At 64.3% G+C, this 23318-nt stretch carries 24 protein-coding genes; 15 read left to right on the top strand and 9 right to left on the bottom strand.

Going from position 1 to position 23318, the window contains the following annotated elements; genetic code table 11:
* The first annotated feature begins 21 nt into the window (after positions 1 to 21).
* The 14 genes from GYK42_RS00995 (at position 22) to GYK42_RS00930 (ending at position 14165) form a co-directional block, all read left to right on the top strand.
* The gene (locus GYK42_RS00995) at positions 22 to 783 is read left to right on the top strand and encodes a HesA/MoeB/ThiF family protein (protein WP_166445989.1); all 762 of its coding nucleotides are present in this window, start codon (positions 22 to 24) and stop codon (positions 781 to 783) included.
* A 93-nt stretch (positions 784 to 876) separates the two neighbouring features.
* Positions 877 to 1329, top strand: a complete 453-nt coding sequence (gene gspG, locus GYK42_RS00990; protein WP_092713532.1) for a type II secretion system major pseudopilin GspG — start codon at positions 877 to 879, stop codon at positions 1327 to 1329.
* A gap of 12 nt (positions 1330 to 1341) precedes the next feature.
* The gene (locus GYK42_RS00985) at positions 1342 to 1836 is read left to right on the top strand and encodes a GspH/FimT family pseudopilin (RefSeq protein WP_166445988.1); all 495 of its coding nucleotides are present in this window, start codon (positions 1342 to 1344) and stop codon (positions 1834 to 1836) included.
* Positions 1836 to 2216, top strand: coding sequence for a type II secretion system minor pseudopilin GspI (gene gspI, locus GYK42_RS00980; RefSeq protein WP_166445987.1), 381 nt, complete (start codon positions 1836 to 1838; stop codon positions 2214 to 2216). The genes GYK42_RS00985 and gspI overlap by 1 nt, the downstream gene beginning before the upstream one ends.
* Positions 2216 to 2839 (top strand): PulJ/GspJ family protein, encoded by a 624-nt coding sequence (locus tag GYK42_RS00975; protein WP_166445986.1) that lies wholly within the window; start codon positions 2216 to 2218, stop codon positions 2837 to 2839. Before gspI ends, GYK42_RS00975 begins: the two co-directional genes overlap by 1 nt.
* Positions 2836 to 3813, top strand: coding sequence for a type II secretion system minor pseudopilin GspK (gene gspK, locus GYK42_RS00970; protein WP_166445985.1), 978 nt, complete (start codon positions 2836 to 2838; stop codon positions 3811 to 3813). Before GYK42_RS00975 ends, gspK begins: the two co-directional genes overlap by 4 nt.
* Before the next feature lie 19 nt (positions 3814 to 3832).
* Entirely contained in the window at positions 3833 to 5062 is a 1230-nt protein-coding gene (gene gspL, locus GYK42_RS00965) for a type II secretion system protein GspL (RefSeq protein ID WP_240943361.1), read from the top strand.
* The gene (gene gspM / locus GYK42_RS00960; RefSeq protein ID WP_166445984.1) at positions 5059 to 5604 is read left to right on the top strand and encodes a type II secretion system protein GspM; all 546 of its coding nucleotides are present in this window, start codon (positions 5059 to 5061) and stop codon (positions 5602 to 5604) included. The genes gspL and gspM overlap by 4 nt, the downstream gene beginning before the upstream one ends.
* Positions 5601 to 6377 (top strand): type II secretion system protein N, encoded by a 777-nt coding sequence (locus GYK42_RS00955; RefSeq protein ID WP_166445983.1) that lies wholly within the window; start codon positions 5601 to 5603, stop codon positions 6375 to 6377. The genes gspM and GYK42_RS00955 overlap by 4 nt, the downstream gene beginning before the upstream one ends.
* Positions 6374 to 8605, top strand: coding sequence for a type II secretion system secretin GspD (gene gspD / locus GYK42_RS00950; protein WP_166445982.1), 2232 nt, complete (start codon positions 6374 to 6376; stop codon positions 8603 to 8605). The genes GYK42_RS00955 and gspD overlap by 4 nt, the downstream gene beginning before the upstream one ends.
* A 10-nt stretch (positions 8606 to 8615) precedes the next feature.
* Complete coding sequence (gspE, locus tag GYK42_RS00945) at positions 8616 to 10037, top strand: type II secretion system ATPase GspE (RefSeq protein ID WP_100428779.1); 1422 nt, start codon at positions 8616 to 8618, stop codon at positions 10035 to 10037.
* Between the two features lie 10 nt (positions 10038 to 10047).
* Positions 10048 to 11268, top strand: coding sequence for a type II secretion system inner membrane protein GspF (gene gspF, locus GYK42_RS00940; RefSeq protein WP_046682006.1), 1221 nt, complete (start codon positions 10048 to 10050; stop codon positions 11266 to 11268).
* 16 nt (positions 11269 to 11284) lie between these two features.
* Positions 11285 to 11848, top strand: coding sequence for a type II secretion system protein N (locus GYK42_RS00935; RefSeq protein ID WP_082127514.1), 564 nt, complete (start codon positions 11285 to 11287; stop codon positions 11846 to 11848).
* Positions 11849 to 11906: 58 nt separating this feature from the next.
* Positions 11907 to 14165, top strand: coding sequence for a patatin-like phospholipase family protein (locus tag GYK42_RS00930; RefSeq protein WP_166445981.1), 2259 nt, complete (start codon positions 11907 to 11909; stop codon positions 14163 to 14165).
* Here the strand turns inward: GYK42_RS00930 and GYK42_RS00925 are convergent.
* Positions 14138 to 14923 carry a helix-turn-helix domain-containing protein gene (locus GYK42_RS00925; RefSeq protein WP_223278964.1) on the bottom strand — a complete coding sequence of 262 codons (786 nt, stop codon included), beginning with the start codon at positions 14921 to 14923 and terminating at the stop codon, positions 14138 to 14140. The genes GYK42_RS00930 and GYK42_RS00925 overlap by 28 nt on opposite strands.
* Before the next feature lie 168 nt (positions 14924 to 15091).
* Here GYK42_RS00925 and GYK42_RS00920 point away from each other — a divergent pair, with 168 nt between their 5' ends.
* The gene (locus GYK42_RS00920; RefSeq protein ID WP_166445980.1) at positions 15092 to 15706 is read left to right on the top strand and encodes an outer membrane protein; all 615 of its coding nucleotides are present in this window, start codon (positions 15092 to 15094) and stop codon (positions 15704 to 15706) included.
* A 68-nt stretch (positions 15707 to 15774) separates the two neighbouring features.
* Here the strand turns inward: GYK42_RS00920 and GYK42_RS00915 are convergent, their stop codons facing one another.
* The 8 genes from GYK42_RS00915 to GYK42_RS00880 form a co-directional block, all read right to left on the bottom strand.
* Entirely contained in the window at positions 15775 to 15969 is a 195-nt protein-coding gene (locus GYK42_RS00915; protein ID WP_166445979.1) for a hypothetical protein, read from the bottom strand.
* Positions 15970 to 15987: 18 nt separating this feature from the next.
* A complete protein-coding gene (gene hslU, locus GYK42_RS00910) occupies positions 15988 to 17340 on the bottom strand; it encodes an ATP-dependent protease ATPase subunit HslU (RefSeq protein ID WP_166445978.1) in 1353 nt (450 codons plus the stop codon).
* Positions 17341 to 17378: 38 nt separating this feature from the next.
* Positions 17379 to 17915, bottom strand: coding sequence for an ATP-dependent protease subunit HslV (gene hslV, locus GYK42_RS00905; RefSeq protein WP_034753065.1), 537 nt, complete (start codon positions 17913 to 17915; stop codon positions 17379 to 17381).
* Between the two features lie 223 nt (positions 17916 to 18138).
* Complete coding sequence (dksA, locus tag GYK42_RS00900; RefSeq protein WP_034753066.1) at positions 18139 to 18591, bottom strand: RNA polymerase-binding protein DksA; 453 nt, start codon at positions 18589 to 18591, stop codon at positions 18139 to 18141.
* Positions 18592 to 19072: 481 nt separating this feature from the next.
* A complete protein-coding gene (locus GYK42_RS00895; RefSeq protein WP_166445977.1) occupies positions 19073 to 20167 on the bottom strand; it encodes a CobW family GTP-binding protein in 1095 nt (364 codons plus the stop codon).
* A gap of 139 nt (positions 20168 to 20306) precedes the next feature.
* Positions 20307 to 21254, bottom strand: coding sequence for a tyrosine-type recombinase/integrase (locus tag GYK42_RS00890; RefSeq protein WP_166445976.1), 948 nt, complete (start codon positions 21252 to 21254; stop codon positions 20307 to 20309).
* Positions 21255 to 21261: 7 nt separating this feature from the next.
* Positions 21262 to 21939 carry a DUF484 family protein gene (locus GYK42_RS00885; RefSeq protein ID WP_166445975.1) on the bottom strand — a complete coding sequence of 226 codons (678 nt, stop codon included), beginning with the start codon at positions 21937 to 21939 and terminating at the stop codon, positions 21262 to 21264.
* Between the two features lie 178 nt (positions 21940 to 22117).
* Entirely contained in the window at positions 22118 to 23197 is a 1080-nt protein-coding gene (locus tag GYK42_RS00880; RefSeq protein WP_166445974.1) for a porin, read from the bottom strand.
* Between the last annotated feature and the right edge of the window lie 121 nt (positions 23198 to 23318).

Here is a 23318-nt window from a genome sequence, read left to right as displayed (position 1 = left end):
TTGCAGTAGACGTAAAAAACCATGAACGACGCCCAATTGCTGCGCTACTCGCGCCACATCCTGTTAGACGAGATCGGCATCGAAGGCCAGCAAGCCTTGCTCGATGCGCATGTGCTGGTGATCGGCGCGGGCGGGCTCGGCTCGCCGGCGGCCATGTACCTGGCCGCCAGCGGTGTCGGCAGGCTGACCCTCGTTGATGACGACACGGTGGATCTGACCAATCTGCAGCGCCAGATCGCCCACACGACGGCCCGCGTGGGCCAGCCGAAAGTGCTGTCGGCGCGCGAAACCTTGACCGGCATCAATCCCGAGATCGACATCATCGCCTTGCAGGAGCGCCTCGACGGCGCGCGCCTGGCCGAACTGGTCTTGTCCTCCACGGTGGTGCTCGACTGCACCGACAACTTCGCCACGCGCCACGCCGTCAACCGCGCCTGCGTGGCGCACAAGGTGCCGCTGGTGTCGGGCGCCGTGATCCGTTTCGACGGGCAAGTGAGCGTGTTCGACCCGCGCACGGGCACCCAGCCCTGCTATTCCTGCCTGTTTCCGCAGGAGCAGCAGTTCACGGACGAGGCGTGCTCGACCATGGGTGTGTTCGCGCCTTTGGTAGGCGTGGTGGGCGCCATGCAGGCGGCCGAGGCGCTAAAACTGATCATGGGCACGGGCGAATCGCTGGCTGGACGGCTGCTGCTGCTCGACGGTTTACACATGGAATGGAGCAGCATGCGCGTCGCGCGCGACCCCGGCTGCGCCGTTTGCGGCAAAGTGGTCTTGCCGGCCTGACAGCCCCCGCAGAAATTTTTCCCTATATGACAGGCTTTGTCATATTTCCGCTTTATACTCTGCTCTCATTACTCACCTTCTTCTCTCTTTCTTATGCAAAACGCAGCAAACCATCCGACACGCCAGCGCCGCGCGCGCGGCTTCACTTTGATCGAAATCATGGTCGTGGTGGTGATCATGGGCATCCTCGCGTCACTGGTGGTGCCCAAGCTGATTGCCCGCACGGGCGAGTCGAAAGTGGCGGCGGCGAAAGTCGACATCGCCACCGTGATGCAAGCGTTGAAACTGTATCGCCTGGATAACCAGCGCTACCCGACCACCGAGCAGGGCTTGCAGGCGCTGATCGAAAAACCGACCACGGGACCGGCCGCGAATGGCTGGAAAGCGGGCGGCTACCTGGAAAAGATGCCGAAGGATCCATGGGGCAACCCCTACCAGTTCCTGTCGCCAGGCGTGAAGGGTGAAGTCGATATCATCTCGCTGGGCGCCGACGGCCAGCCTGGCGGTAGCGGCGACGACGCCGATATCGGTTCCTGGGAACTGTAAGTTTTCCATTGCATGCCTGCCATGACCACCGGTCGCGCACTGCCCCGGCCACGCGTCAGCGGCTTCACGCTGATCGAATTGCTGGTGGTGATGGTCATCATCGGCGTCACCCTGGGCTTGGTGTCGCTGAACGCCATGCCGAATGGCCAGCAAGCGCTGCAGAAGGAAGCCGAGCGCATCGCCCTGCTGCTGCAGCTGGCGCGCGATGAAGCCATCGTGCGCAGCCGGCAGGTGGCGTTCGAGGCGGACGAAAATCAATACCGTTTCCTGGTCCTCAATGAAAAGCTGTGGCAACCCGTGACACAGGACGATTTGCTGCGCGAGCGGGCGTTTGCCAACACGCCCATGCTGCTCAGCGTGCAGCCATCGAACAGCGTGGCCCAGCCGCTGCGCATCATCTTCGGCCGCGAACCGGTCGACAAGCCTTTCGTGCTGACCCTGGCCAGCGGCGAGCGCAGCGTGGCCATCCGCGCCGATGGCATCGGCCACTTCACGGTCGAGCAATGATGCGGCGCTCATTTCACCGCCGCCAGCGCGGTTTCACTCTGCTGGAAGTCTTGGTGGCCCTCGTCATCGTCGGTACGGCCCTGGGCGCCTCCTTGCGCGCCGTCGGCAGCCTGACGCAGAATAGCGACGGCTTGCGCAGCGCCATGATGGCCACCTGGTCGGCGGAAAACCACCTGGTGCGCCTGCGCCTTGCAAAAACCTTCCCGCAGACGGGCAAGCGCACGGTCGACTGCCCGCAGGGCGACCTGAAACTGATCTGTGAAGAGGAAGTGGTGGCCACGCCGAATCCCCGTATCCGGCAAGTGCGCGTCAACGTGTACGACGTGCAATATCCAGCCCGGCGCATCGTGCGTCTGGTATTACTTTCCTTTAACGACTGATGGCGCGCCGCACTGTCCCTGCCGGCGGTTTCACCCTGATCGAGCTGCTCGTGGCGATCGGCATCCTGGCCATGGTCGCCGTGCTGGGCTGGCGCGGCCTGGACAGCATCATGCGTTCGCGCGAAGTGCTGACCAGCCAGCTCGAGCAGGCGCGCGGCATGCAGCTGGCGTTTGCCCAGATGCAGAGCGATTGCGATCACCTGGCCGGCGCCGGCCAGAATACCAGCCTGCTCAATGGCCGCACCAATTTGACGGCAGAAAACGACCGCCTGACCCTGGTGCGCCTGGCCGCGTCGGAACAGGAGCCGCAGCAGTTGCAAGTGGTCACTTACCGCCTGCGCGGCGGCGTGCTGACGCGGCGCGAGTCGAACGGCACGCGCGACCTGGCCGTGCTCGACACCCTGTGGCAGGCGGCGCGCGACGATACCGATAGCTCGAACGCCGACGTGGCCCTGATGCAGGGCGTCGACAGCATGGTCATGCGCGGCTGGAGCAATGGCGCCTGGAACGTGCTGACGGCGGGCGCCACCATCTCCACGCAAGTGCCGGGCCTGGAAGTGACCTTGCAGATGCCGGGCCAGGATGCGGGCCTGTCCAAGGTCTTTTTATTGGGGCCGGGATGAAGACTTTTACACGTCCCTCGCGTCAGCGCGGCGTCGCCGTCATCACGGCCTTGCTGCTGACGGCGCTGGCGATTACCGTCGTCGCCAGCCTGTTCTGGCAGCAGCAGGTGCAAGTGCGTTCGATGGAAAACCAGCGTTTGCGCCTGCAGACGCAGTGGGCCATGCGCGGCATGGTCGACTTTGCCCGCTTCTGGTTGCGCCAGGACAATCCCATGCTGACGGCGGCCGATGGTGTCTGGGCCACGCCCATCGAGGAAGCGCGGCTTGACGATTATGTGGACCGCGAAAAGGTCGACACGGAAAAATTCGACGCCACCGTCTCGGGCCGCGCGCTCGATGCGCAGGCGCGGTTTAACATCACCAACCTGGCCACTGCCACGGGCATCGTCAGCCAGCCCCACGTGCAGGCGTACCAGCGGCTGCTGTCCAACTTGCAGCTTGATAGTTCCCTGGCGCAGGCGACGGCCGACGCCGTGCTGCGCGCGCGGCCGAAGCCACGCACTGCCGACAGCGGCGCCGATGGCAAGACGCCCGTTGCCAAGCCCGCCACGGGCGGAAGCAGCGAGCCGGTGGCGTTCACGCAGGTCGAGGATTTGCTGGCCGTGCCCGGCTATACGCCGCAGATGATCGAGAAACTGCGCGACTTCGTCATCGTGCTGCCGGAAATCACACCCGTGAACGTGAATACGGCGCCGGCCGAGGTGTTGTCGGCCGTGACCATGATGTCGCTGTCCGAGGCCAGCGCCCTGACTTTGAGCAATCCGCGTAAAAAGTTTGTTGATTTGGCAAACTTCAAGAATAATATTGATGCTAAGCAAGTGGTCGAAGGTATCGAGCTTGATGTGAAGAGCCGCTACTTCCTCACCGTGATCCGTGTGCGGCTGGACCGTGCCGCCCTTGATGCCGTGGCGCTCGTCAATCGAAAAACGGATCCGCAGCGCACCACCAGCCTGGTCTGGTTGCGGGAAAATTAACAGCTGAAAGCGAGTCACTTTGACAATATTGTATATCCGTCACCCGGCCAAGGCGTCCACCGACAGCGCGCCTGCCTGCTCCTTCGTGCTGGCCGGCGACGGCGGCGCCCTGCTGCAGCAGGGCAGCGCGCCGCTGGGCAGCCTGGGCCAGCTGATTGCCGGCGCGCAGCGCGTCGTGCTGCTGCTGGCGGCGGCCGACGTGACCCTGCTGCGCCTGAAAACGCCGCCGCTCGCTGGCGCCCGCTTGCGCGCGGCCTTGCCGGGCCTGGTGGAAGAACACATTTTGGGCGACGCCCAGGATTGCCTGCTGGCCGCCGGCGCGCCCGATGCGAACGGCGTGCGCACGGTGGCCGTGGCGCAGCGCGCCTGGGCCGAGGTACTCGTAAAAGCCTTGCTGGCGCAGGGCGCGCGCAAGGTGACCTTGTTGCCGTCACAGCTGTGCCTGCCCTTGCAACCGGGCAGCGTGACGGCCGCCCTGCAGGCCAGCGGCGACAGCCTGGAACTGGCCTTGCGCCAGGCGCCGCAAGAGGGTTTGGGCCTCGTATTGCCAGCCCAGCCGCAGCAGGCGCTGCTGACGACGCGCGCGTTTGCCGGCGACGTGCCGCTGACGGTCTACGTGGCGCAGACCGAACTGGCGCAGTATCAGCAGCTCGCGGCCGGCATGGATGGCGTGACGGTGGAGCTTGATCACTGGGCGCACTGGATCGCCGGCGCCAAAAATGCTGGGCTGGACCTGGCCGGCGCCCTGGGCACGGCGACGGGATCGGCCACCGAATGGCGCCGTTGGCGCTGGCCGCTGCGCCTGGCGCTGCTGGCGGTGATCGTCAATCTGGCAGGCATGAATATCGAATGGATGCGCTTGAAGCGCGAAGCCGCCACCGTGCGCACTTCGATGCAGCAAACCTTCAAGGCCGCGTATCCGAACGAGGCGCCCGTGTATGGGCTGGAAGCGGAGCAGATGCGGCGCAATATCACTGCTGCCCGCCTGCAAAGCGGACAGGCCAGCATGGATGATTTCACGAGCATGAGCGCGGCGCTGGGCGAGGCGCTGGGCGGCCTGGCCGGGCGCGGCGTGGTGGCCTCGCTGGAATACCGCGAGCGCAGCCTGATCGTCAAGCTGAAGCCGGACATGGTCGACGCCAGCGCCCAGGCGCAGGTGCGCGACGGCCTGGCCGCGCGCAAGCTGGCCTTGAATGAAACGGCGCCGGGCGTGTGGAAGATCACGCCGGCCACGGGAGCAAAAGCATGAGTGCAGCAGTAAACAAGGCGCGTGCCGCGTGGATGGGGCGGCAGCAGGCCGTGCAGGCTTTCTGGGCCGAGCGCACGCCGCAGGAGCGTAAACTGTTGACTATCGGCGGCGTCGTGGCGGGGCTGGCCCTCGTCTATGCCGTGTTTTTCGAGCCGGCCTGGACGGGCCGTATCGCCTTGCAAAAGAGCTTGCCCGAGCTGCGCCAGAACGCGGCCCAGCTACAGGCCTTGGCGCGCGAAGCGGGCGAGCTGGCGCGCCAGGCGCCCGTGCAGGTTGCCCCCATGAGCCGTGAGAGCATCGACGCCTCGCTGAAAGCGCGCGGTCTGGCGCCGCAATCGCTGTCGATGACGGGAGAATATGCGCGCGTGCAGTTAAATGGCGTGCCGTTCGCCAGCGTCATGCTGTGGCTCGACGGCTTGCGCCGCGAAGGCCGCATCGCCGTGCAGGAAGCGAAGATCACGGCGCAGACGGGGCAGGCTAAGGCGGCGGGACTGGTCGATGCCAGCCTGACCCTGCACCAGAGCCCGGGCGCTGTACGATGATGCGCCTGCTTGGCTGGCTGCTGGCCATCATCGTCAGCATCTGCATCACCCTGCTGGTGTTTTTCCCGGCCGGCTGGGTGGCCAGTATCGTGGAAAAGCAGACGGGCGGACGTTTGACCTTGGGCGACGCGCAAGGTACCCTGTGGCGCGGCTCGGCCTTTATCGGCGGGGCGGCCAGCGCGAATGGCGCCGTGACGCCGCTGCTGCCGGGACGTTTCAGCTGGCGCATTTCGCCTTCGGTGCTGTGGGGATCGGCGGACGTGGAACTGCAGAATCCGCAGGCGCTGTCGCAGCCGGTGAACCTGCGCGGCTCGTGGTCGCACTGGCAAGTCAGTCCGGCGGCCCTGCTGCTGCCGGCCGATGGCCTTGGCGGGCTCGGGGCGCCCTTGAATACCGTGGCGCCGACGGGCAGCATGCGGCTGTCGTGGAGCACCCTGGAGCTGGCTTTGGCGCAGCAGCAGTTTTCCGCCGTCGGCCGCACCACCTTGCAGATGACGGACATGGCGTCGCGCCTGTCGTCCTTGCGTCCGCTGGGCAGCTACGAGCTCGATTTCGATTGGCAGGGGCAGCAGGCGACGTTGACCCTGCGCTCCATCAAGGGACCGCTGCTGCTCGACGGCAGCGGCAGCCTGCAACAGGGGCGCATGCAGTTTTCCGGCCAGGCCCAGGCCGCAGCAGGATATGAAGAGACCTTGGCGAGTTTGTTGAATTTGCTGGGACAGCGCCGTAGCAATAGCGAAAAAAACATCATCGCCTTAGAGTTCAGACAATGAAAAAACCATCCGTGAGCCCAATTACCTCCTCCTTCTCGCTGCGCCGCCTGTCGGCCGCCGCCTTGCTGTGCTGTTCCGTGGCCGGCATGCCGGCGCCCGTCTGGGCCGCGCCCGGCGACGAAGCGGCGCTCAATTTCGTCGGCGCCGACATCGAATCGGTGATCAAGGCGGTGGGCCATTACACCAACATCAATTTCGTCATCGACCCGCGCGTCAAGGGCACGATCACCCTGGTGTCGGAAAAATCGATCAGCAAGACGCAGGCCTTCGGGCTGCTCGCTTCCGCGCTGCGCCTGCAGGGCTATGCGGTGGTTTCCGGCGACGGCTATGCGAAAGTGGTGCCCGAAGCGGACGCCAAGCTGCAATCCGTGCCCACCCAGGTGGGCAATGGCAGCAGCCAGGTGAAGGGCGACCAGATCGCCACCCAGGTGTTTTACCTGAACTACGAATCGTCGGCCAACTTGCTGGCCGTGCTGCGCCCCCTGATTTCGCCGAATAACACGATCAACGCCAACCCGGGCAACAACTCGCTGGTGATCACCGATTACGCGGATAACCTCAAGCGCCTGGCGAAGATCATCGCCGCGCTTGACGTGCCCGCGTCGACGGACCTGGACGTGATTCCCGTGCGCTACGCCATCGCTTCCGACCTGGCCTCGATGGTCAACAAGCTGATGGAAGGCGGGAATGCGGGCGGCGCCGCAGGGGCCGACACGGGCAAAGTCTCCGTGCTGGCCGACCCGCGCACCAATTCGCTGGTGCTGCGCGCGCCGTCGGCGGCGCGCGCCAACCTGGCCAAGTCGCTGATCTCGAAGCTGGACCAGCCCACCACGCAGCTGGGCAACGTGCACGTGGTGTACCTGAAAAATGCGGACGCCACCAAACTGGCGCAGACCCTGCGTTCGGTGGTGACGTCGGACGGTACGGCCGCGTCGGCGCAGCAGGGCAGCGGCAACCTCGCCACGAACAACCAGATCAGCCAGAACAACAGCGGCATGAACAGCACTGGCCTGGGCGGCAATACGCAAAACGGGACCACGGGCGGCGCATCGCTGAACAACGGGCCGCAGCAGCTGTCGTCGGGCGGCGCGGCCGGTTTCATCCAGGCCGACGCTTCCACCAATACCCTGATCCTGACTTGCAACGAAGCCGTCTACCGCAACCTGCGCGCCGTGATCGACCAGCTCGATGTGCGCCGCGCCCAGGTCTACATCGAGGCGCTGATCGTTGAAGTGACGTCGTCCAAGGCGTCCGAATTCGGCGTGCAGTGGCTGGGGCTTTCCGGCGACAGCACCAGCAACTACCGCGTGGGCGCGCTGCAGTCGTTCGCAGGGGGCACCAACAACAACATCGGCGCCATCGCCACGGGGGGCGGCAAGGTCTTGCCGACGGGCGGCCTGACGGTCGGCATCTTCAAGCAGATCAACGGCGCGCTGGGCCTGGGCGCCGTGGCCCATGCGCTGGAATCGGACGGCAACGCGAACATCCTGTCGACGCCGAACCTGATCACCCTGGACAATGAACTGGCGACCATCAAGGTAGGCCAGAACGTGCCTATCCTGACGGGCCAGTACACGAGCACGGCCGGCACCAATACGAACCCGTTCCAGACCATCGACCGCAAGGAAGTGGGCCTGACCCTGAAGGTGCGTCCGCAGATTTCCGAAGGCGGCACCATCAAGCTGGGCATCTATCACGAGACGTCGAGCGTGGACAAATCCACGGCGTCGGCCGTCAGCGGCATCACCATCAACAACCGCGTGATTGAAAACAATGTGCTGGCCGACGATGGCCAGATCATCGTGCTCGGCGGCCTGATCGAGGACAGCACGGGCGACAACGCGGAAAAAGTGCGCGGCCTGGGCGACATTCCCCTGATCGGCAACCTGTTCAAGTACCAGACGCGCGAGCGCAAGAAAACCAATCTGATGATCTTCCTGCGTCCCGTCATCGTGCGCAACAAGGAGCAGAGCGGCAGCCTGGCGGCCGACCGTTACGACTACATGCGCTCGGCCGAGACGGCTGCCGTGCCGGCCACGGGCAACCTGATGCTGAAGGATCTGGGCACGCCGGTGCTGCCGGCCCTGCAGGATGGCCAGCCGGTGGGCGGCAATATGGTGACGCGTCCCGTGCCGCCGGCGCCGACGCCGCCGCCAGGCGCGCCAGCCAATGCGGCCACGCCGCCGCAATCGATGCTGCAGCAATACCAGCAGCAGCCACAGAAGTGATCGGGGTGCCATGAGTAATCTGCTTCCCTACGCCTATGCGCGCGATTTCGGCTTGCTGGCCCGGCCCGGCGCCATCGATGGCGCTCCCGTCGAGGTGCTGGTGGCCGCATCGACGGCGCCGGCGGCAATCGCCGAAGTGTCGCGCCGTTTCGGCCAGATCCAGCTGACGGTGCTGCCGCGCGGCGAACTCGATGCGGCCATTGCCGGCGCCTATGCGGGCGGCGGCGGCGACGCCTCGCAGATGGCCGATGAATTTGACGCCGACCTCGATCTGACCAAGCTGCTGCAGGACGTGCCGGCCATCGAGGATCTGCTCGAATCGTCCGACGACGCGCCCGTCATCCGCATGATCAACGCGCTGCTCACGCAGGCGCTGCGCGAAGGCGCGTCCGATATCCACATCGAGCCGTTCGAGCAAACGTCCGTCGTGCGTTTCCGCATCGACGGCAGCCTGCGCGACGTCGTGCGCCCCCGTAAAGCCATTCACGGCTCGCTGATTTCGCGTATCAAGATCATGGCGCAGCTCGACATCGCCGAAAAACGCTTGCCGCAGGACGGCCGCATCACCCTGCGCGTGGGCGGCAAACCCGTCGACGTGCGCGTCTCGACCCTGCCCACGGGGCATGGCGAGCGGGCCGTATTGCGTTTGCTGGACAAGGAAGCGGGCCGCCTCGACCTGCAGCACCTGGGCATGAGCGCGCCCATGCTGGCGCAGTTCGATGGCCTGATCACGCAGCCGCACGGCATCGTGCTCGTCACGGGCCCGACGGGTTCGGGCAAGACCACCACCTTGTACGCGGCGCTGTCGATGCTCAACGCGACGACAACGAACATCCTGACGGTGGAAGACCCGATCGAGTACGACCTGGCGGGCGTGGGCCAGACGCAGGTCAACCCGCGCATCGACATGACCTTTGCCAAGGCGCTGCGGGCGATTCTGCGGCAGGACCCGGACGTGATCATGATCGGCGAGATCCGCGACCTGGAAACGGCGCAGATCGCCGTGCAGGCGTCCCTGACGGGCCATCTGGTGCTGGCAACCCTGCACACGAACGACGCTTCGGCGGCCGTCACGCGCTTGCTCGACATGGGCATCGAACCGTTCCTGCTGTCGTCATCGCTCCTGGGCGTGCTGGCGCAGCGCCTGGTGCGCAAATTGTGCGGCTCCTGCAAGACCTTCGACGGGCAATACTGGCAGGCGGTCGGCTGCGAGCATTGCGGCCAGACAGGCTACCAGGGCCGCGTGGGCGTGTACGAGCTGCTGCGCACGACGGAGCAGATACGCGCGCAGATCCACAACCGCGCGTCGGAAGCGGAAGTGCGCACGGTGGCCCTGCAGGACGGCATGCTGAGCATGCGCGACGACGGCGAGCGCTGGCTGCGCGACGGCACCACCACGCAGGCAGAATTGCTGCGCGTGACCAAAGACTAGGCCCGCCACCATGCCCGCATTCCGCTATGAAGCCGTCGACGCGCAAGGCGCCACCCGCAAGGGCGTGCTCAATGCCGACAGTCCCCGTTCCGCGCGCGCCGAGCTGCGCGTGCAAGGCCTGGTGCCGCTGGCCGTCGAACCGATCGCCGCGCAGGTGGACGCCGCCGGCGTGACCAAGCGGCGCGGCTTCGGCGAGCGTTTGTCCAGCACCGAGCTGGCCCTGTTTACACGCCAGCTGGCCAGTTTGCTCGAGGCGGGCCTGCCGCTGGAGCAGGCGTTTTCCGCGCTGCTGGAACAGGCCGAGCGGCCCTATCTGCGCGACCTGATCGCCTCGATCCGTTCGGAAGTGATCGGCGGCGCCGCGTTTTCCGACGTGCTGGCGCGCCATCCGCGCGACTTCGCCGAGATCTATCGGGCGCTGGTGGCGTCGGGCGAGCAGATCGGCCACTTGTCGCGCGTGCTCTCGCGCCTGGCCGACTATATCGAGCGGCGCAATGCGCTGGTGCAGAAGGTCAAGCTGGCGTTTACGTATCCGGCCATCGTCACCGTGGTGGCGTTTTCCATCGTAATTTTCCTGCTTACCTACGTGGTGCCGCAGATCGTCTCTGTTTTCGCCAATACCAAGCAGAAGCTGCCCATGCTCACCGTGATCATGCTGGCGCTGTCGGACTTCGTGCGCAACTATGGCCTCATCGTGGCCGTGATCCTGGCCGGCGCCTGGTTCGCCTGGCGCCGCGCGCTGCAGCAGCCGGCCCTGAAACGGCGCTGGCACACCTGGCTGCTGACGGCCCCCTTGTACGGCAAGTTCGAGCGCAGCCTGAACACGGCGCGCTTTGCCAGCACCCTGGCCATCACCACGGGGTCCGGCGTGCCGATCCTGCGCGCGCTCGACACGAGCCGTGACACGCTTACCAACGTGGCGATGCAGGAGCTGGTGACTGACGCCAGCGGCGCCGTGCGCGAGGGCGTCAGCCTGGCGCGCGCGCTGTCGGCGCAAAAGCACTTTCCGCCGATGCTGATCCACATGATACGCGCCGGTGAAATCACGGGCGAGTTGCCGGCCATGCTGGAACGCGCGGCCAGCGCTCAGGAGCAGGACCTGGAACGCCGCACGCTGACCATCGCCGGCTTGCTGGAGCCGGCCCTGATCCTGGCCATGGGCGTGGTGGTGCTGCTGATCGTGCTGGCCGTGCTGATGCCGATTATCGAAATCAATCAGCTCGTCAGATAAGAAACCCAAGGAAGCCATGAAGCGTTTGCCTCAATTTACAAGTTTGCTCGCCGTCGTGGCGCTGTCCGTGTCGCTGGCCTATTGGGCCATGCAGCTGTTCAAGGCGCCGCAGCGCCCCATCAATCCGCCCGCCGTGCCGGTGGTGCAGGATGCCAGCGTGGAGGCGGGCGCCTCGCTGTTCGGCGGCCAGGTCAGCGTGGCCACGGCCAGCAACTACCAGCTCAAGGGCGTGGTCGCCGCCGGCAATGGCCGCGGCAGCGTGGCCATCATCTCGACCGATGGCAAGCCGTCCGTGGCCTTGCCGGAGGGCGCCGAGGTGGTGCCCGGCGTGACGGTGCTGGAAGTGCATGCGCGCCATGTGCTGCTGCGCGATGGCGGCGTGAGCAAGCGCATCGACCTGGTGGCCGACGACAAGGCGCTGGCCTTGCCGGGACCAGTGTCCGCCACCCCAACGCCTGCAGCGGCGCCGGCGCCGGCATCGAACCTGGTGCCGCCGCCGCTGCCGATGGAGCAGCAGCGTCCGGCCACCATCATGCCGGCGGCGCCGCAAGTGACCAGCAGCACGCCGCCGTCGAATTAACGCCGTTCTTATCGTATTTTGCCGATGGCGCCGTGCCGCCATCGCGACAGGAGTCCTCATGTTTTCGATCCGTGCCGTCCTGGCGGGCTGCGTGGCGGCGCTGTGCGCCTTGCCGCAAGCCGGCGCCGCAGCCGACGTTCCCGCCGCCACACCTTTCCCCGTTTCCACCGTGGCCGTTCCGGCGCCCGTACCGGCGCGTCCGCGCATCGCCCTCGTGTTGTCGGGCGGCGGCGCGCGGGGCCTCGCGCATATCGGCGTATTGAAAGTGCTGCAGGAGCTGCATGTGCCGATCGACATGGTGGTTGGCACCAGTATGGGCGGCGTGGTGGGCGGCGCGTATGCGGCCGGCGCTTCCGTGGCGGACCTGGAAAAGATGGCGCGCGAGACCAACTGGGCGCGCGTGGTGGCCGACCGGCCGCCGCGCGACGAACTGGCGTTCCGCCGCCGCGAGGAAGATTTATTGCTGCCGTCGCGCATCGAGTTTGGCGCCAGCCGCAACGGCATTTCCACGCCGCCGGCGGCGGCCAGCAATGCGGCGCTGGAAATGGCCTTGAACCGGCTGCTGCCGGCCGGCATGCGCGACCGTCCCGCCAGCCAGCTGCCGCTGCCGTTCCGCTCGGTGGCGTCGGACCTGGTCAATGGCGAGCTGGTGGAACTGGTCGACACGCCTTTGTTCCTGTCGATGCGCGCCTCGCTGGCCGTGCCGGGCGTGTTTGCCCCCGTGCGCGTGAATAACCGGCTGGTGGTCGATGGGGGCCTGGTGCGCAACCTGCCCGTCGACATGGCGCGCGCCATGGGCGCCGACATCATCATCGCCGTCAACGTGGGCACGCCGCTGGCGCCGGAAAAAGAGCTGGGCAGCGCCATCGGCGTGGCGCAGCAGATGCTGCAAATCCTCACGGAGCAGAACGTGCAGCGCTCGCTCAAGGAGCTGCAGCCGCAGGATATCCTGGTGGCGCCCGACCTGACGGGTGTCAGTTTCCTCGATTTTGAAAACTATGCGCGCGCCATGCGCGCCGGCGAACAGGCGGCGCAGGCCTTGGCCGCCCGCCTGGCGCCGCTGGCCCTGCCGCCGGAGCAGTATGCGGCGCGCGAGCAGCTGCGCCTGGCGGCGCCGGCCCTGCTGGACGTGGCCCTGCCGCTCACGCGCCTGGCCGTAGAGAGCGAAGGCGATATCAATCCGCGCATCCTGCAGGCGCAATCGGGCCTGGAGGAAGGGCAGTCGGTCAGCCAGGAGGACGTGCTCAAGGCTGCGGCCAAGCTGTATGGCCGCGGCGACGTGGCGCGCGTGGAGACGGAAGTGGTCGACGCGGGCGACCAGCGCACGGTCAATATCAAGGCCGTCGAAGCGCCATGGGCCAGCAACCGCCTGCGCGTGGGCCTGGAAATGGCCAGCGATTTCAGGGACAGCAATACCTTTGCCCTGAAGCTGCTGCACGTGCGCTCGAATCTGAACAGCTGGGGCGGCGAATTGCGCAGCATGGTGCAGATCGGCACCGCGCGCAATTTCGGGGTGCAGTACTGGCAGCCGCTCGGCGCCGGCAACCCGTGGTATATCGCGCCGTCGCTGCAGTACACTTCCCAGGCGGTCGACCTGTTCGACAAGGGACGGCGCAATGCGCGCGTCGCCTACAGCGGCCAGGCCGCCAGCCTGGTGCTGGGGCGCCAGTTCGGTTTCTGGGGCGATCTGCAGTTCGGCATCACGCGCAGTGAAGTCAAGGCGGACGTCAGCATCCCCGCCGACCCGACCTACCCCAAGGAGCGGGCGCTGGGCACCAACCAGTTCGTCCAGTTCCGCGTCGATACGCTCGATTCGCCCGGTTTCCCCACGCGCGGCGTGCTGTTCGACGCCACCTGGACGCGCTCCTCGACCACCGGGTCGGGCGAGACGGGCCTGGGGCGCTCCGCCATCACGGGCATGAAGGCCTTTGGCAGCGGCAACTGGGCCGGTCACGTGTATGGCGAATGGGCGCGCGCGCAGCGCGGCGAGGCGCCGCTCAGCCTGGGCGGCTTCCTGCGCCTGTCAGGCACGCAGTTCGAATCGGTGACGGGGCGCAGCGTGGCCCTGGCGCGCTTCGTGATGGCGCGCCGTATCGGTTCCCTGCCCAGCACCCTGGGCGGCGCCGTGCGGGCCGGCTTTTCGCTGGAAATGGGCGGCGGCTTCGACCAGAGCGAGCGCTGGAAATCCACCAAGTTCACGCAGGCCAGCAGCGCCTTCATCTCCGTCGATACGCGCTTCGGTCCCGTGTACATGGCGTCGGGCGCGTCGAAGGGGGGCGAGAGCACGCTTTATCTGTTCCTGGGGCCGGTCTGGTAGGGCGCCGCGGGAGCGGTGGACGCCGTGCTGCGGCGCAGGGCCGTGAAGGCGGCAAATTCCCATGAGCGAAAGCCCAGCAGCAGGGTAAAGCCATCGCGCTCGGCGGGCGCCAGGCGCCGGTCGTTCTGGTGCAGGCGCGCCAGTTCCTCGGCCAGCTGGCGGATCTTTTGCACCAGTTCCTGCGCACTCGACAGCGACAGGCGCGCCGGGATGCACATCAGGGTTTCGCCGGCGCCGTCGAAATGCCCGCTGAAATAATCGGCCACCACGTGTTCGCGGAAGTACTGCTGTACCGGGCCGTCGGCCAGCCAGTGGAAGGCGTTCGAGACGCGCAGGCTGTAGCGGTTCAGCGGCTTGAGTTCAATTAAGCCCAGGCGGTCCAGTTCGGCCAGGCAGCCGATGCATTCTGCCTGCGTCAGCGCATACGTTTCCACCACCTGCTCCAGGCTCCAGTGACCGAGGCAGCAGATCGCCACCAGCAGCAGGCGCGGATGCGCCACCAGCGACTTTTCCTGCACCAGGGTGAGCGTGTCGGCATGCGGCGTGATGTCGGCCGCGCCGCGCAGCACGTCTTCCATGGCGATGCCCGAGGCCTTGCAGATCAGGGCCAGGCGCGACAGCGACATGTCGTGCTGGCCAAACATGCGCTTGACGCTCGACTCGCTCATGCCGATGCGTTCGGCCAGTACCTTGTACGTGATGCCGGCGGCGCGCAGTTGGGTGCGCAGCACGCGCAAAACCAGTTCAGGTGAACTCACGGGATATCCTTTTTTACAAGTTTGGTAGCGGGTAACGGTACCGAATGTAGCCGTTAATGGCACTTTGCACAAGCTGATAGTACTTTTCGGCAAAAGAGATGACACTCCCGCTTGTGGCTCGCGCAGCGCGCTACAACCAGGCAATCCATCCACTTGTAGAGGTTATCCATGTTCCCATCTTTCCGTTTCCCCGCAGCGCTGCTGGCGCTGGCCACCATCGCTCCCCTGCATGCCACCGCAGCCGAACCTGCACCAAGTCCCTTCTATGCGGGCGCCAGCTATGGCTTTCGCGCCAGCACGGGCCTCGATTGCATCGCCGGACAAAGCGATTGCGACAAAAGCAGCAAGCGCAATGGCAAGGCCTACCTGGGTTACAGTTTCGACGCGTTGCCGTTTCAGGGCGGCGTGGCCCTGCCTTCGATTGAGCTGGTGGGGTATATGGGCGGCGAGGTCAAGTCCGGCTTCGACACGGACGCGGGCAAGCGCGCTGGCCGCGGCAAGTTCACGGGCCTCGGCATGCAGGGCGTGCTCGGTTACCAGTTTGACGCGTTTACACTGAGTGGCCGCGCCGGCGCGGCCTACACGCAGGGCAAGGTCGATTATCTGGGCGGCGGTTCGGAAAAGAAGAGCAAGATCGGCCTGACCTACGGCCTTGGCGCGGCGTATGCGCTGAACAAGAACTGGTCGCTGCACCTCGACTGGGACCGCGTGCCCGTCAAGTACAACAGCAAGCAAACGACCAAGGTCGACATGTTTTCGCTGGGCGCGTCCTACCGCTTCTAAGGGGATGCTGCTGCGGCAGAGAGTGGCCTGATGGCGGACGCCCCCAGAAGGGGGTGTCCGCGGGCGGCCTATTTGTCCGTTTCTACTTTCAACAGCAGTTTCGCCAGCAGGCGTTTTTCCTGCTGGCGCTGGCCTGACACGGTTCTTACGTGCGCCCCGGCGGCGCGCTGCAGGGCTGCAGTGGCGACCGGGTTGCGCGGTTTTTGCGAGGGTTCGACGCGGAACTGCATTTTCTGCCGCGTCGCCAATGCCTTGTTTGCCATCGGTTTCCCCCTTCCTTCTTACAGCACGTAGCGCGACAGGTCCTCGTTGACCGACAGCGCTTCCAGGCGTTCGTTGACATACGCGGCATCGATCACCAGCAGGTTTTCCGTGCTGCTGCTGCCTTCGCTGGCCGTAAACGACACTTCTTCCAGCAGTTTTTCCATCACCGTGTGCAGGCGGCGCGCGCCGATGTTTTCCGTGCGCTCGTTAACCGAATAGGCGATTTCCGCCAGGCGCGTGATACCTTCCGGCGCGAACTGCAGTTTCAGGTTTTCCGTCGCCAGCAACGCTTCGTACTGCATCGTCAGGCAGGCGTCGGTGCTCGTCAAGATGCGCTCGAAGTCCGAGATCGACAGCGATTCCAGCTCCACGCGGATGGGGAAGCGCCCCTGCAGTTCCGGGATCAGGTCCGACGGTTTCGACAGGTGGAAGGCGCCCGAGGCGATGAACAGGATGTGGTCCGTGCGTATCATGCCGTACTTGGTGTTGACGGTCGTGCCCTCGACCAGCGGCAGCAGGTCGCGCTGCACGCCGGCGCGTGAAACGTCGGCGCCGCCGGACTCCGAGCGCGAGGCGATCTTGTCGATTTCATCGAGGAAGACGATGCCGTTCTGCTCGACGTTCTGGATGGCCTTCTGTTTCAGTTCATCTTCGTTGAGCAGCTTGGCCGCTTCTTCCTCGACCAGCAGTTTCAAGGCTTCCTTGATCTTGACCTTGCGCGCCTTCTTGCGCTGCGCGCCCACGCCCGAGAACATGGACTTGATCTGTTCCGTCATTTCTTCCATGCCCGGCGGCGCCATGATTTCCATCTGCGGGCCCGCCTCGGCCAGCTCGATTTCGATTTCCTTGTCATCGAGCTCGCCCTGGCGCAGGCGCTTGCGGAAGGTCTGGCGCGTGCTGTCGCCGCTGCCCGTGTCCACGGCCGCTGGCGTATTCGGCGTGAAGCCGAAGTCGCGCGCCGGCGGCACTAGGATGTCGATGACGCGGTCTTCGGCCGCATCTTCGGCGCGTGCGCGCACTTTCTTCATTTCCAGCGCGCGCGTCTGCTTGATGCCGATGTCGATCAGGTCGCGGATGATGGTGTCGACGTCGCGGCCCACATAACCGACTTCCGTAAATTTGGTCGCTTCGATCTTGATGAACGGCGCCTCGGCCAGCTTGGCCAGGCGGCGCGCGATTTCCGTCTTGCCGACGCCCGTGGGGCCGATCATGAGGATGTTCTTGGGCGTGATTTCATGGCGCAGGGGTTCGGCCACCTGCTGGCGGCGCCAGCGGTTGCGCAGGGCGATGGCGACGGCGCGCTTGGCCTTGGCCTGGCCCACCACGTGCTTGTCGAGTTCGGTAACGATTTCCGACGGGGTCATGTTCATGATCATAGTTGGCTTTCTATTCTGTGCTCGGGGCGCGCTTAGTCGAGCGTCTCGATGATGTGCGACATGTTCGTATAAATGCAGAGCTCGGCGGCGATGGTCAGCGATTTCTTGACCACGTCGGCCGGCGACAAGTCCGTGTTTTCCTGCAGCGCCTTGGCGGCGGACTGGGCGTAGGTGCCGCCCGAGCCGATGGCGCCGATGCCGTCTTCCGGTTCCAGCACGTCGCCATTGCCCGTGATGACCAGGGTCGACTCGCTGTCGGCCACCAGCAGCATCGCTTCCAGGCGGCGCAGCACGCGGTCGGTGCGCCAGTCCTTGGCCAGTTCGACGGAGGCGCGCAACAGATTGCCCTGGTGTTTTTCCAGCTTGCCTTCAAACCGGTCGAGCAGGGTAAAAGCGTCGGCGGTGCCGCCGGCAAAGCCGACCAGGACCTTGCCCTGATACAACTTACGCACTTTGCGGGCCGTGCCCTTCATGACGATGTTGCCGAGCGTTACCTGGCCGTCGCCGCCCAGGGCGACTTGCTTGCCGCGCCGGACGCAGAGGATGGTGGTGCCGTGAAATTGTTCCATAGTGACCTCAAAAGATTCGTGCCGATGCGTGCAAGGCCATGCGATTGCGCGCCCATGGTTCAAAAGTGGGGATGGAAAAGGCAATTGCAAGCGGGACTTGCCGCTGCCGTGCTTGCTTCAGTCTAGTCGGCGCGGGACGAAAAAAAAGCACGCAACCGAAGGTTGCATGCTTTTTTTTCGCCATCGCGGGGCCGCCGGGGCGGCCCCGCAAGGGGCATGGCGATCAGTCGCCGTAGAGCTTTTGCTTCAGTTCGCGCCGTTGCTGGGCTTCCAGCGACAGGGTGGCGGTCGGACGGGCGATCAGGCGCGGGATGCCGATAGGCTCGCCCGTTTCTTCACACCAGCCATAGTCGCCGGCGTCGATGCTGGCGATTGATTGCTGCACTTTCTTCAGCAATTTGCGCTCGCGGTCGCGCGTGCGCAGTTCCAGCGCATGCTCTTCCTCGATGGTGGCGCGGTCGGCAGGGTCCGGTACGAGCACGGTTTCACGCAAGTGTTCCGTGGTTTCGCCGGCGTTTTTCAGCAGGTCTTTTTCAAGCTGCTGCAGGCGCGCCTTGAAGAATGCCAGTTGTGCCGGATTCATGTAGTCATCTTCGCTCATGGCGCGAATTTGATCTTCGCTGATGAGAGGGATGTCTTGGTTGGCGGCCGGGGTCGATTTATTAGTTTTGGTCATAACTTCGCTTACCTTCGATACGACAGAGTTTTCAAATTGATCAGTTGATGCGGCGATACCGAGCAACTGTACAGGTTCCGCTTGGCATTGCTGTCCCGCTGTACTGCGTGCGACCTTGGCTTGCCGGTGTAAGCCAGGACTACCGGCCGGCTAAAGTGCCATGTTGATAACTTTTTACCGCTCTATGCCAGTCGCGCTATGCGCGCGTCAACAGGCGTGTTGGGTGGATCGGTTGCATGCCTGGCATGCGGCCAGCGGCAGTTTGCCAGCATTTCATGACAGGCGAACGACATGGGCCGTTTTCGTCGCTGATTTTGGCACGCTTTGCTTTATATTGCCATCCCGATTTGTTGACTAGCCGATCAGAGACGGCTACTTGTTGGTTTATACCAGCAAGATGGGTGTCGGACAGCGGGAAAGCGTGCTTAACTTTCCCTTTTGTTTCTGCTTTGCAACGGATACTTTGCAAAACCCGGCTAGTTTATACCAAACATTGTTCGAGTCCGCGAATAAAAATGTCTTTTGGTAGATTTTTGCCAATAAACACCATTTTGCTGCCGCGTACTTCGTTTTCGCCCCATTTGGCGCCCAGGTCGCTGCCCATCAGCTGGTGCACGCCCTGGAAGACCACCTTGCGCTCGGCGCCCTGCATCAACAGCACGCCCTTGTAGCGCAGCATGCGCGGGCCATACACTTGCACCAGGCCGCCGAGGAACTCGTCGAGCTTGGCGCTGTCGAACGGTTGCGTGCTCTTGAAAACAAAGGCGGCGATATCGTCGCTGTGCTGCGCATGGTGATGGTCGGCATGGCTGCAATCGGTGGCGCAGGCGTCGCTGTGCTCATGCTTGTGTTCATGCGCGTGATCGTGGCCATGCTTGTGCTCATCTGCATGGTCATGATCGTGCACGTGCGCCGTTTCCGTGGCCAGGAAATCCGGATCCAGTTCCAGCTTTTCATTCAGGTTGAAGCCGCGGATGTCGAGCACCTCGGCCAGTGGCGCGCGGCCAAAATCGACCTTGGCGATCGGGGCGCGGGGATTGATGCGCTTCAAACGGCGGGTCAGGGCGGCCACATCGTCTTCACTGACGAGATCGGTTTTCGACAGCAGCAGCTTGTCGGCAAAGCCCACTTGGCGCTGGGCTTCCTCGTATTCATCGAGTTGCTTCATGGCATGACGGGCATCGACCACCGTGATGATGGCGTCGAGCATATAGTGGCTGCCCACTTCTTCGTCGACAAAGAAGGTTTGCGCCACGGGGCCGGGATTGGCCAGGCCCGTCGTTTCGATGACGACGCGGTCGAACGCCAGCAGGCCGGCGTCGCGCTTGCGCGCCAGTTCCGTCAGGCCCACGATCAGGTCGCCACGCACGGTGCAGCAGATGCAGCCGTTGTTCATCTCGATGATGTGCTCGTTGCTATCCTGCACCAGGATTTCATTGTCGATGTTTTCCTGGCCAAACTCGTTTTCGATCACGGCGATGCGCATGCCATGGTCTTCCTGCAGTATGCGGTTGAGCAAGGTGGTTTTGCCTGCGCCCAGGAAGCCGGTGAGGATGGTGGTTGGAATCAGTGCCATGAAGGATGCCTATGCTGTAATCGGTGGTGCCGCCGCGCAAGCGGAAGAATGCGGACGATTATGCCGGAATTTTGCAAAAGCTTGCAAATGCGGGCCGATCCGCTTGATATGGATCAGGCTGGCCAAGGGGCGCGGCTGTCTACTTGACCTTGGCGCGCGGGTGCGCCTGGTCATACACGTGCGCCAGGTGCTGGAAATCGAGGGCCGTGTAGACCTGGGTCGAGGTGATGCTGGAATGGCCCAGCATTTCCTGCACGGCGCGCAAGTCGCCCGACGATTGCAGCACGTGCGAGGCAAACGAGTGGCGCAGCACGTGCGGGTGCACATTGGCGGGAATTTCCGTGGCCAGCGCGTGCGCCTTCAGGCGCAGTTGCAGCACCCGGGGCGAGATGCGCGTGCCGCGCGTGCTTAAAAACAAGGCAGCGCTGCCATCGGCGGCCGGCGGGCGCACGCCCAGCCAGGCGGTCAGGGCCACGAGGGCTGCCTTGCCGACGGGCACCTTGCGCATCTTGCTGCCCTTGCCCGTGACGATGACTTCGAAGCTGGCCATGTCGAGCCAGCCCAGCGAGGCGGGCTGGCCGCCGTCGGCCTTGCAGTAATGGGTGTCCAGGCTGGTCAGTTCAGACACGCGCAAGCCGCTTGAATACAGCAGTTCGAACATGGCGCGGTTGCACATTTGCTCCGGCTCGGCGGCGCCTTGCTGGTGTTGTGCAGGCGCCACGAGGCGCACGGCGTCGTCCACCGACAGGGCTTTGGGTAAGGTCTTGGCTCGCTTAGGGGCGCGGATGCCGTCGACGGGATTGGCGTCGAGCGCCGTTTCACCGCTGAGCCAGTTGAAAAAGCCCCGCCACGACGACAGCTTGCGGGCGATCGAGCGCGGGTCGAGGCCGCCGGCGTGCAGCTTGGCCGTGTAGCGGCGCACTTCGTTATGCGCCAATGCCGTCCACGGCGTATTACCGCTCAGTTCCAGCAAGGCGCGCAGGTCGCGCCCATAGGCGTCCAGGGTATGCGGCGACAGCTTGCGCTGCGTGGCCAGCTGCGCCAGATAGGCGTCGAGCCACTCCGCCTTGCCGCGCGCGTCACCCACGGCGTTCTCAGGCTGGCGAGCCGGCGCGCAGCGCGGCCAGGGCGGCGCTGGCTGTGGCGCCGATATGCACGAGGAAATCCGTGCCCATGCTCGACGTAAAGCGTTCGCTGTCGGGCGAGCCCAGCACCAGCAAGCCGAAGGTGCCCATGGTGTTCGGGGCGCGCAGGGCGATCATGACAGTCGATTCGATCTTGTCCGCCTGCAACCAGTGCACGGCTTCGAAATCGCGGTTGCTGCCGCAGTACGGCGTTTGCAGGCTGTTGGCGAACATGCGCACGTCAGCCGTCACATCTTCCGTGAACCAGCCGTCGGCATGTTCCGGCAGCACTTGCCACAGGCGCAGGCTGACGTAAGGCACGTCGAAATTGCTTTGCAAGGCGTCGACCAGCACGCGCGGCATATCCGCATCGCTGCGCACCTGCAGCATGGCCTGGTTCCAGCCGTGGAACTTGCTGGCGATATCGCCATTTTCCTCGGCCACGCGGCTCAGCTTGGACATGCGCAGCTCGAGCGCCTTGTACTTGTCGCGCATCACTTCCATCTGCCGTTCCTGCAGCGAGATGGTGCGTCCCGTCAGCGGGCTGCTCAGCTTGACCTCGCCGAGCAGGGCGGTATGCTCTTCGAAGAAATTCGGATGCTCGCTCAGGTACTGGGCGACGGTGCTGGAATCGAGTGTGGCGGTCATTGAGAATGTCTGTCAGTGAAAGTTGAACGCTTCATTCTAACCGAGAGTGCGGCGGCTTAGGCGCAAAGGGCGCGGCGCCTGTGCATTTTCCGCGCGCCCATGAAAAAAGCGGCATGGTTGCCCATGCCGCTTTGCATTCCTTGCTCAGCAATCACCCATGAAGGGTGATTACGTGGCATTAGAAGTTGTGATGTAAGCCCAGGCCGATGTAGTTGACCGAGGTGGTGTTGTTGTAGTTGGTGACGCTAGCCGACTTCTTGTTCGAAATATCTGCGTACAGGTAGGTACGCTTCGACAGATTGTAGTCGTAGCCCAGCGATGCCTGCTTGGTCTTGGCGACGCCGTCCGGCGTTTTTTGACCGTAGCCAGCGCGGATCTTGCCTGGGCCGACGTCATAGTTGGCGCCCAGCACCCACGATTTGGTGTCGGTATTGACGATTTTGAAATTGCCGTCATCCTGATGCTGGTACGATGCCATCAGTTTCAATTCCGCGATCGGGTTGAACGATGCGCCGACCGACCACAGCTTGGCTTGCAGGCCGTTACGCTCGTAGGCGGCCATGGCGGCGAACTGGGCGTTGTTGTAGGTTGCCGACACCGAGTACGGGTTCGACGCTGGCGCCACATTGGCTGGCAGGGCGAAGTTGCCGGTGGCGTTCGTCGTCAGGTTGCGCACGGTGGCTGCAACGGGGGCGTTGTTGTTCGCTTCCTTGGCGGCCACGGTGGCGTTGAACTGGAAGCCGCTGATGACTGGCGAGTTGTAGAACACGGCGTTCGAGAAGCGGTTACGCGAGTTGCCTGGCGCGCTCAGCGGATCGCTGGTGTAGCCGGCAACGGTCAGATCGGTCTGGAAACCGGCTGGCGTAGGCATGCCCGACCATGGTTCGAAACCGGTGCTCGTTTCCTGGAAAGCGGTCAGGCCACGGCCCAGGCGTACGGTACCGAAGTTGCCTTGCAGGCCGACGCGGCTTTGACCCTGGAACAGCGGACGCGAATTGGCGCCCGACGTGTTTTCTACGGTGCCGGTGTCGGACTCATAGCGAATTTCCAGTTGGAAAATAGCTTTCAAGCCATTGCCCAGATCTTCCGTACCCTTGAAGCCCAGTTTGTTGTTGTCGCGCTTGGTGACGGCGGTGGTCGAACCAGTCGCTTTACCCAGGCCTGCATCGATCGTGCCGTAGATTTGGACGGACGACTGCGCTTGTGCGGTTGCGGCAAAGGCGCCGAAGAGTGCGAGGGCAACGAGTGATTTTTTCATGTCTTATTCCCTATTAAAAGTGAGTTCCGTCCGAGATCCGAGCAGATTGAAATGCGCTAACTGTCGCGTTTCGATGAATGAACCTTAATTCGTCGGCGCGCAAGACGTGCGGGATTGGTCA

It is taken from the genome of Janthinobacterium lividum (assembly GCF_011601275.1).
Lineage (GTDB): Bacteria > Pseudomonadota > Gammaproteobacteria > Burkholderiales > Burkholderiaceae_D > Janthinobacterium > Janthinobacterium lividum_E.
The sequence above is the reverse complement of the archived record's forward strand: the minus strand, read 5'-3'. Positions and strand labels throughout refer to the sequence as shown.

Bases quoted from the DNA above. Each gene is read 5' to 3' on its own strand.
- gspD (WP_166445982.1), top strand. From the start codon at position 6,374: ATGAAAAAACCATCCGTGAGCCCAATTACCTCCTCCTTCTCGCTGCGC.
- GYK42_RS00930 (WP_166445981.1), top strand. From the start codon at position 11,907: ATGTTTTCGATCCGTGCCGTCCTGGCGGGCTGCGTGGCGGCGCTGTGC.
- GYK42_RS00880 (WP_166445974.1), bottom strand. From the start codon at position 23,197: ATGAAAAAATCACTCGTTGCCCTCGCACTCTTCGGCGCCTTTGCCGCA.
- GYK42_RS00915 (WP_166445979.1), bottom strand. From the start codon at position 15,969: ATGGCAAACAAGGCATTGGCGACGCGGCAGAAAATGCAGTTCCGCGTC.
- hslV (WP_034753065.1), bottom strand. From the start codon at position 17,915: ATGGAACAATTTCACGGCACCACCATCCTCTGCGTCCGGCGCGGCAAG.
- gspK (WP_166445985.1), top strand. From the start codon at position 2,836: ATGAAGACTTTTACACGTCCCTCGCGTCAGCGCGGCGTCGCCGTCATC.
- GYK42_RS00885 (WP_166445975.1), bottom strand. From the start codon at position 21,939: ATGACCGCCACACTCGATTCCAGCACCGTCGCCCAGTACCTGAGCGAG.
- GYK42_RS00920 (WP_166445980.1), top strand. From the start codon at position 15,092: ATGTTCCCATCTTTCCGTTTCCCCGCAGCGCTGCTGGCGCTGGCCACC.
- GYK42_RS00975 (WP_166445986.1), top strand. From the start codon at position 2,216: ATGGCGCGCCGCACTGTCCCTGCCGGCGGTTTCACCCTGATCGAGCTG.
- gspF (WP_046682006.1), top strand. From the start codon at position 10,048: ATGCCCGCATTCCGCTATGAAGCCGTCGACGCGCAAGGCGCCACCCGC.
- GYK42_RS00985 (WP_166445988.1), top strand. From the start codon at position 1,342: ATGCCTGCCATGACCACCGGTCGCGCACTGCCCCGGCCACGCGTCAGC.
- gspE (WP_100428779.1), top strand. From the start codon at position 8,616: ATGAGTAATCTGCTTCCCTACGCCTATGCGCGCGATTTCGGCTTGCTG.
- GYK42_RS00955 (WP_166445983.1), top strand. From the start codon at position 5,601: ATGATGCGCCTGCTTGGCTGGCTGCTGGCCATCATCGTCAGCATCTGC.
- dksA (WP_034753066.1), bottom strand. From the start codon at position 18,591: ATGACCAAAACTAATAAATCGACCCCGGCCGCCAACCAAGACATCCCT.
- GYK42_RS00935 (WP_082127514.1), top strand. From the start codon at position 11,285: ATGAAGCGTTTGCCTCAATTTACAAGTTTGCTCGCCGTCGTGGCGCTG.
- hslU (WP_166445978.1), bottom strand. From the start codon at position 17,340: ATGAACATGACCCCGTCGGAAATCGTTACCGAACTCGACAAGCACGTG.
- gspI (WP_166445987.1), top strand. From the start codon at position 1,836: ATGCGGCGCTCATTTCACCGCCGCCAGCGCGGTTTCACTCTGCTGGAA.
- GYK42_RS00895 (WP_166445977.1), bottom strand. From the start codon at position 20,167: ATGGCACTGATTCCAACCACCATCCTCACCGGCTTCCTGGGCGCAGGC.
- GYK42_RS00995 (WP_166445989.1), top strand. From the start codon at position 22: ATGAACGACGCCCAATTGCTGCGCTACTCGCGCCACATCCTGTTAGAC.
- gspG (WP_092713532.1), top strand. From the start codon at position 877: ATGCAAAACGCAGCAAACCATCCGACACGCCAGCGCCGCGCGCGCGGC.
- gspM (WP_166445984.1), top strand. From the start codon at position 5,059: ATGAGTGCAGCAGTAAACAAGGCGCGTGCCGCGTGGATGGGGCGGCAG.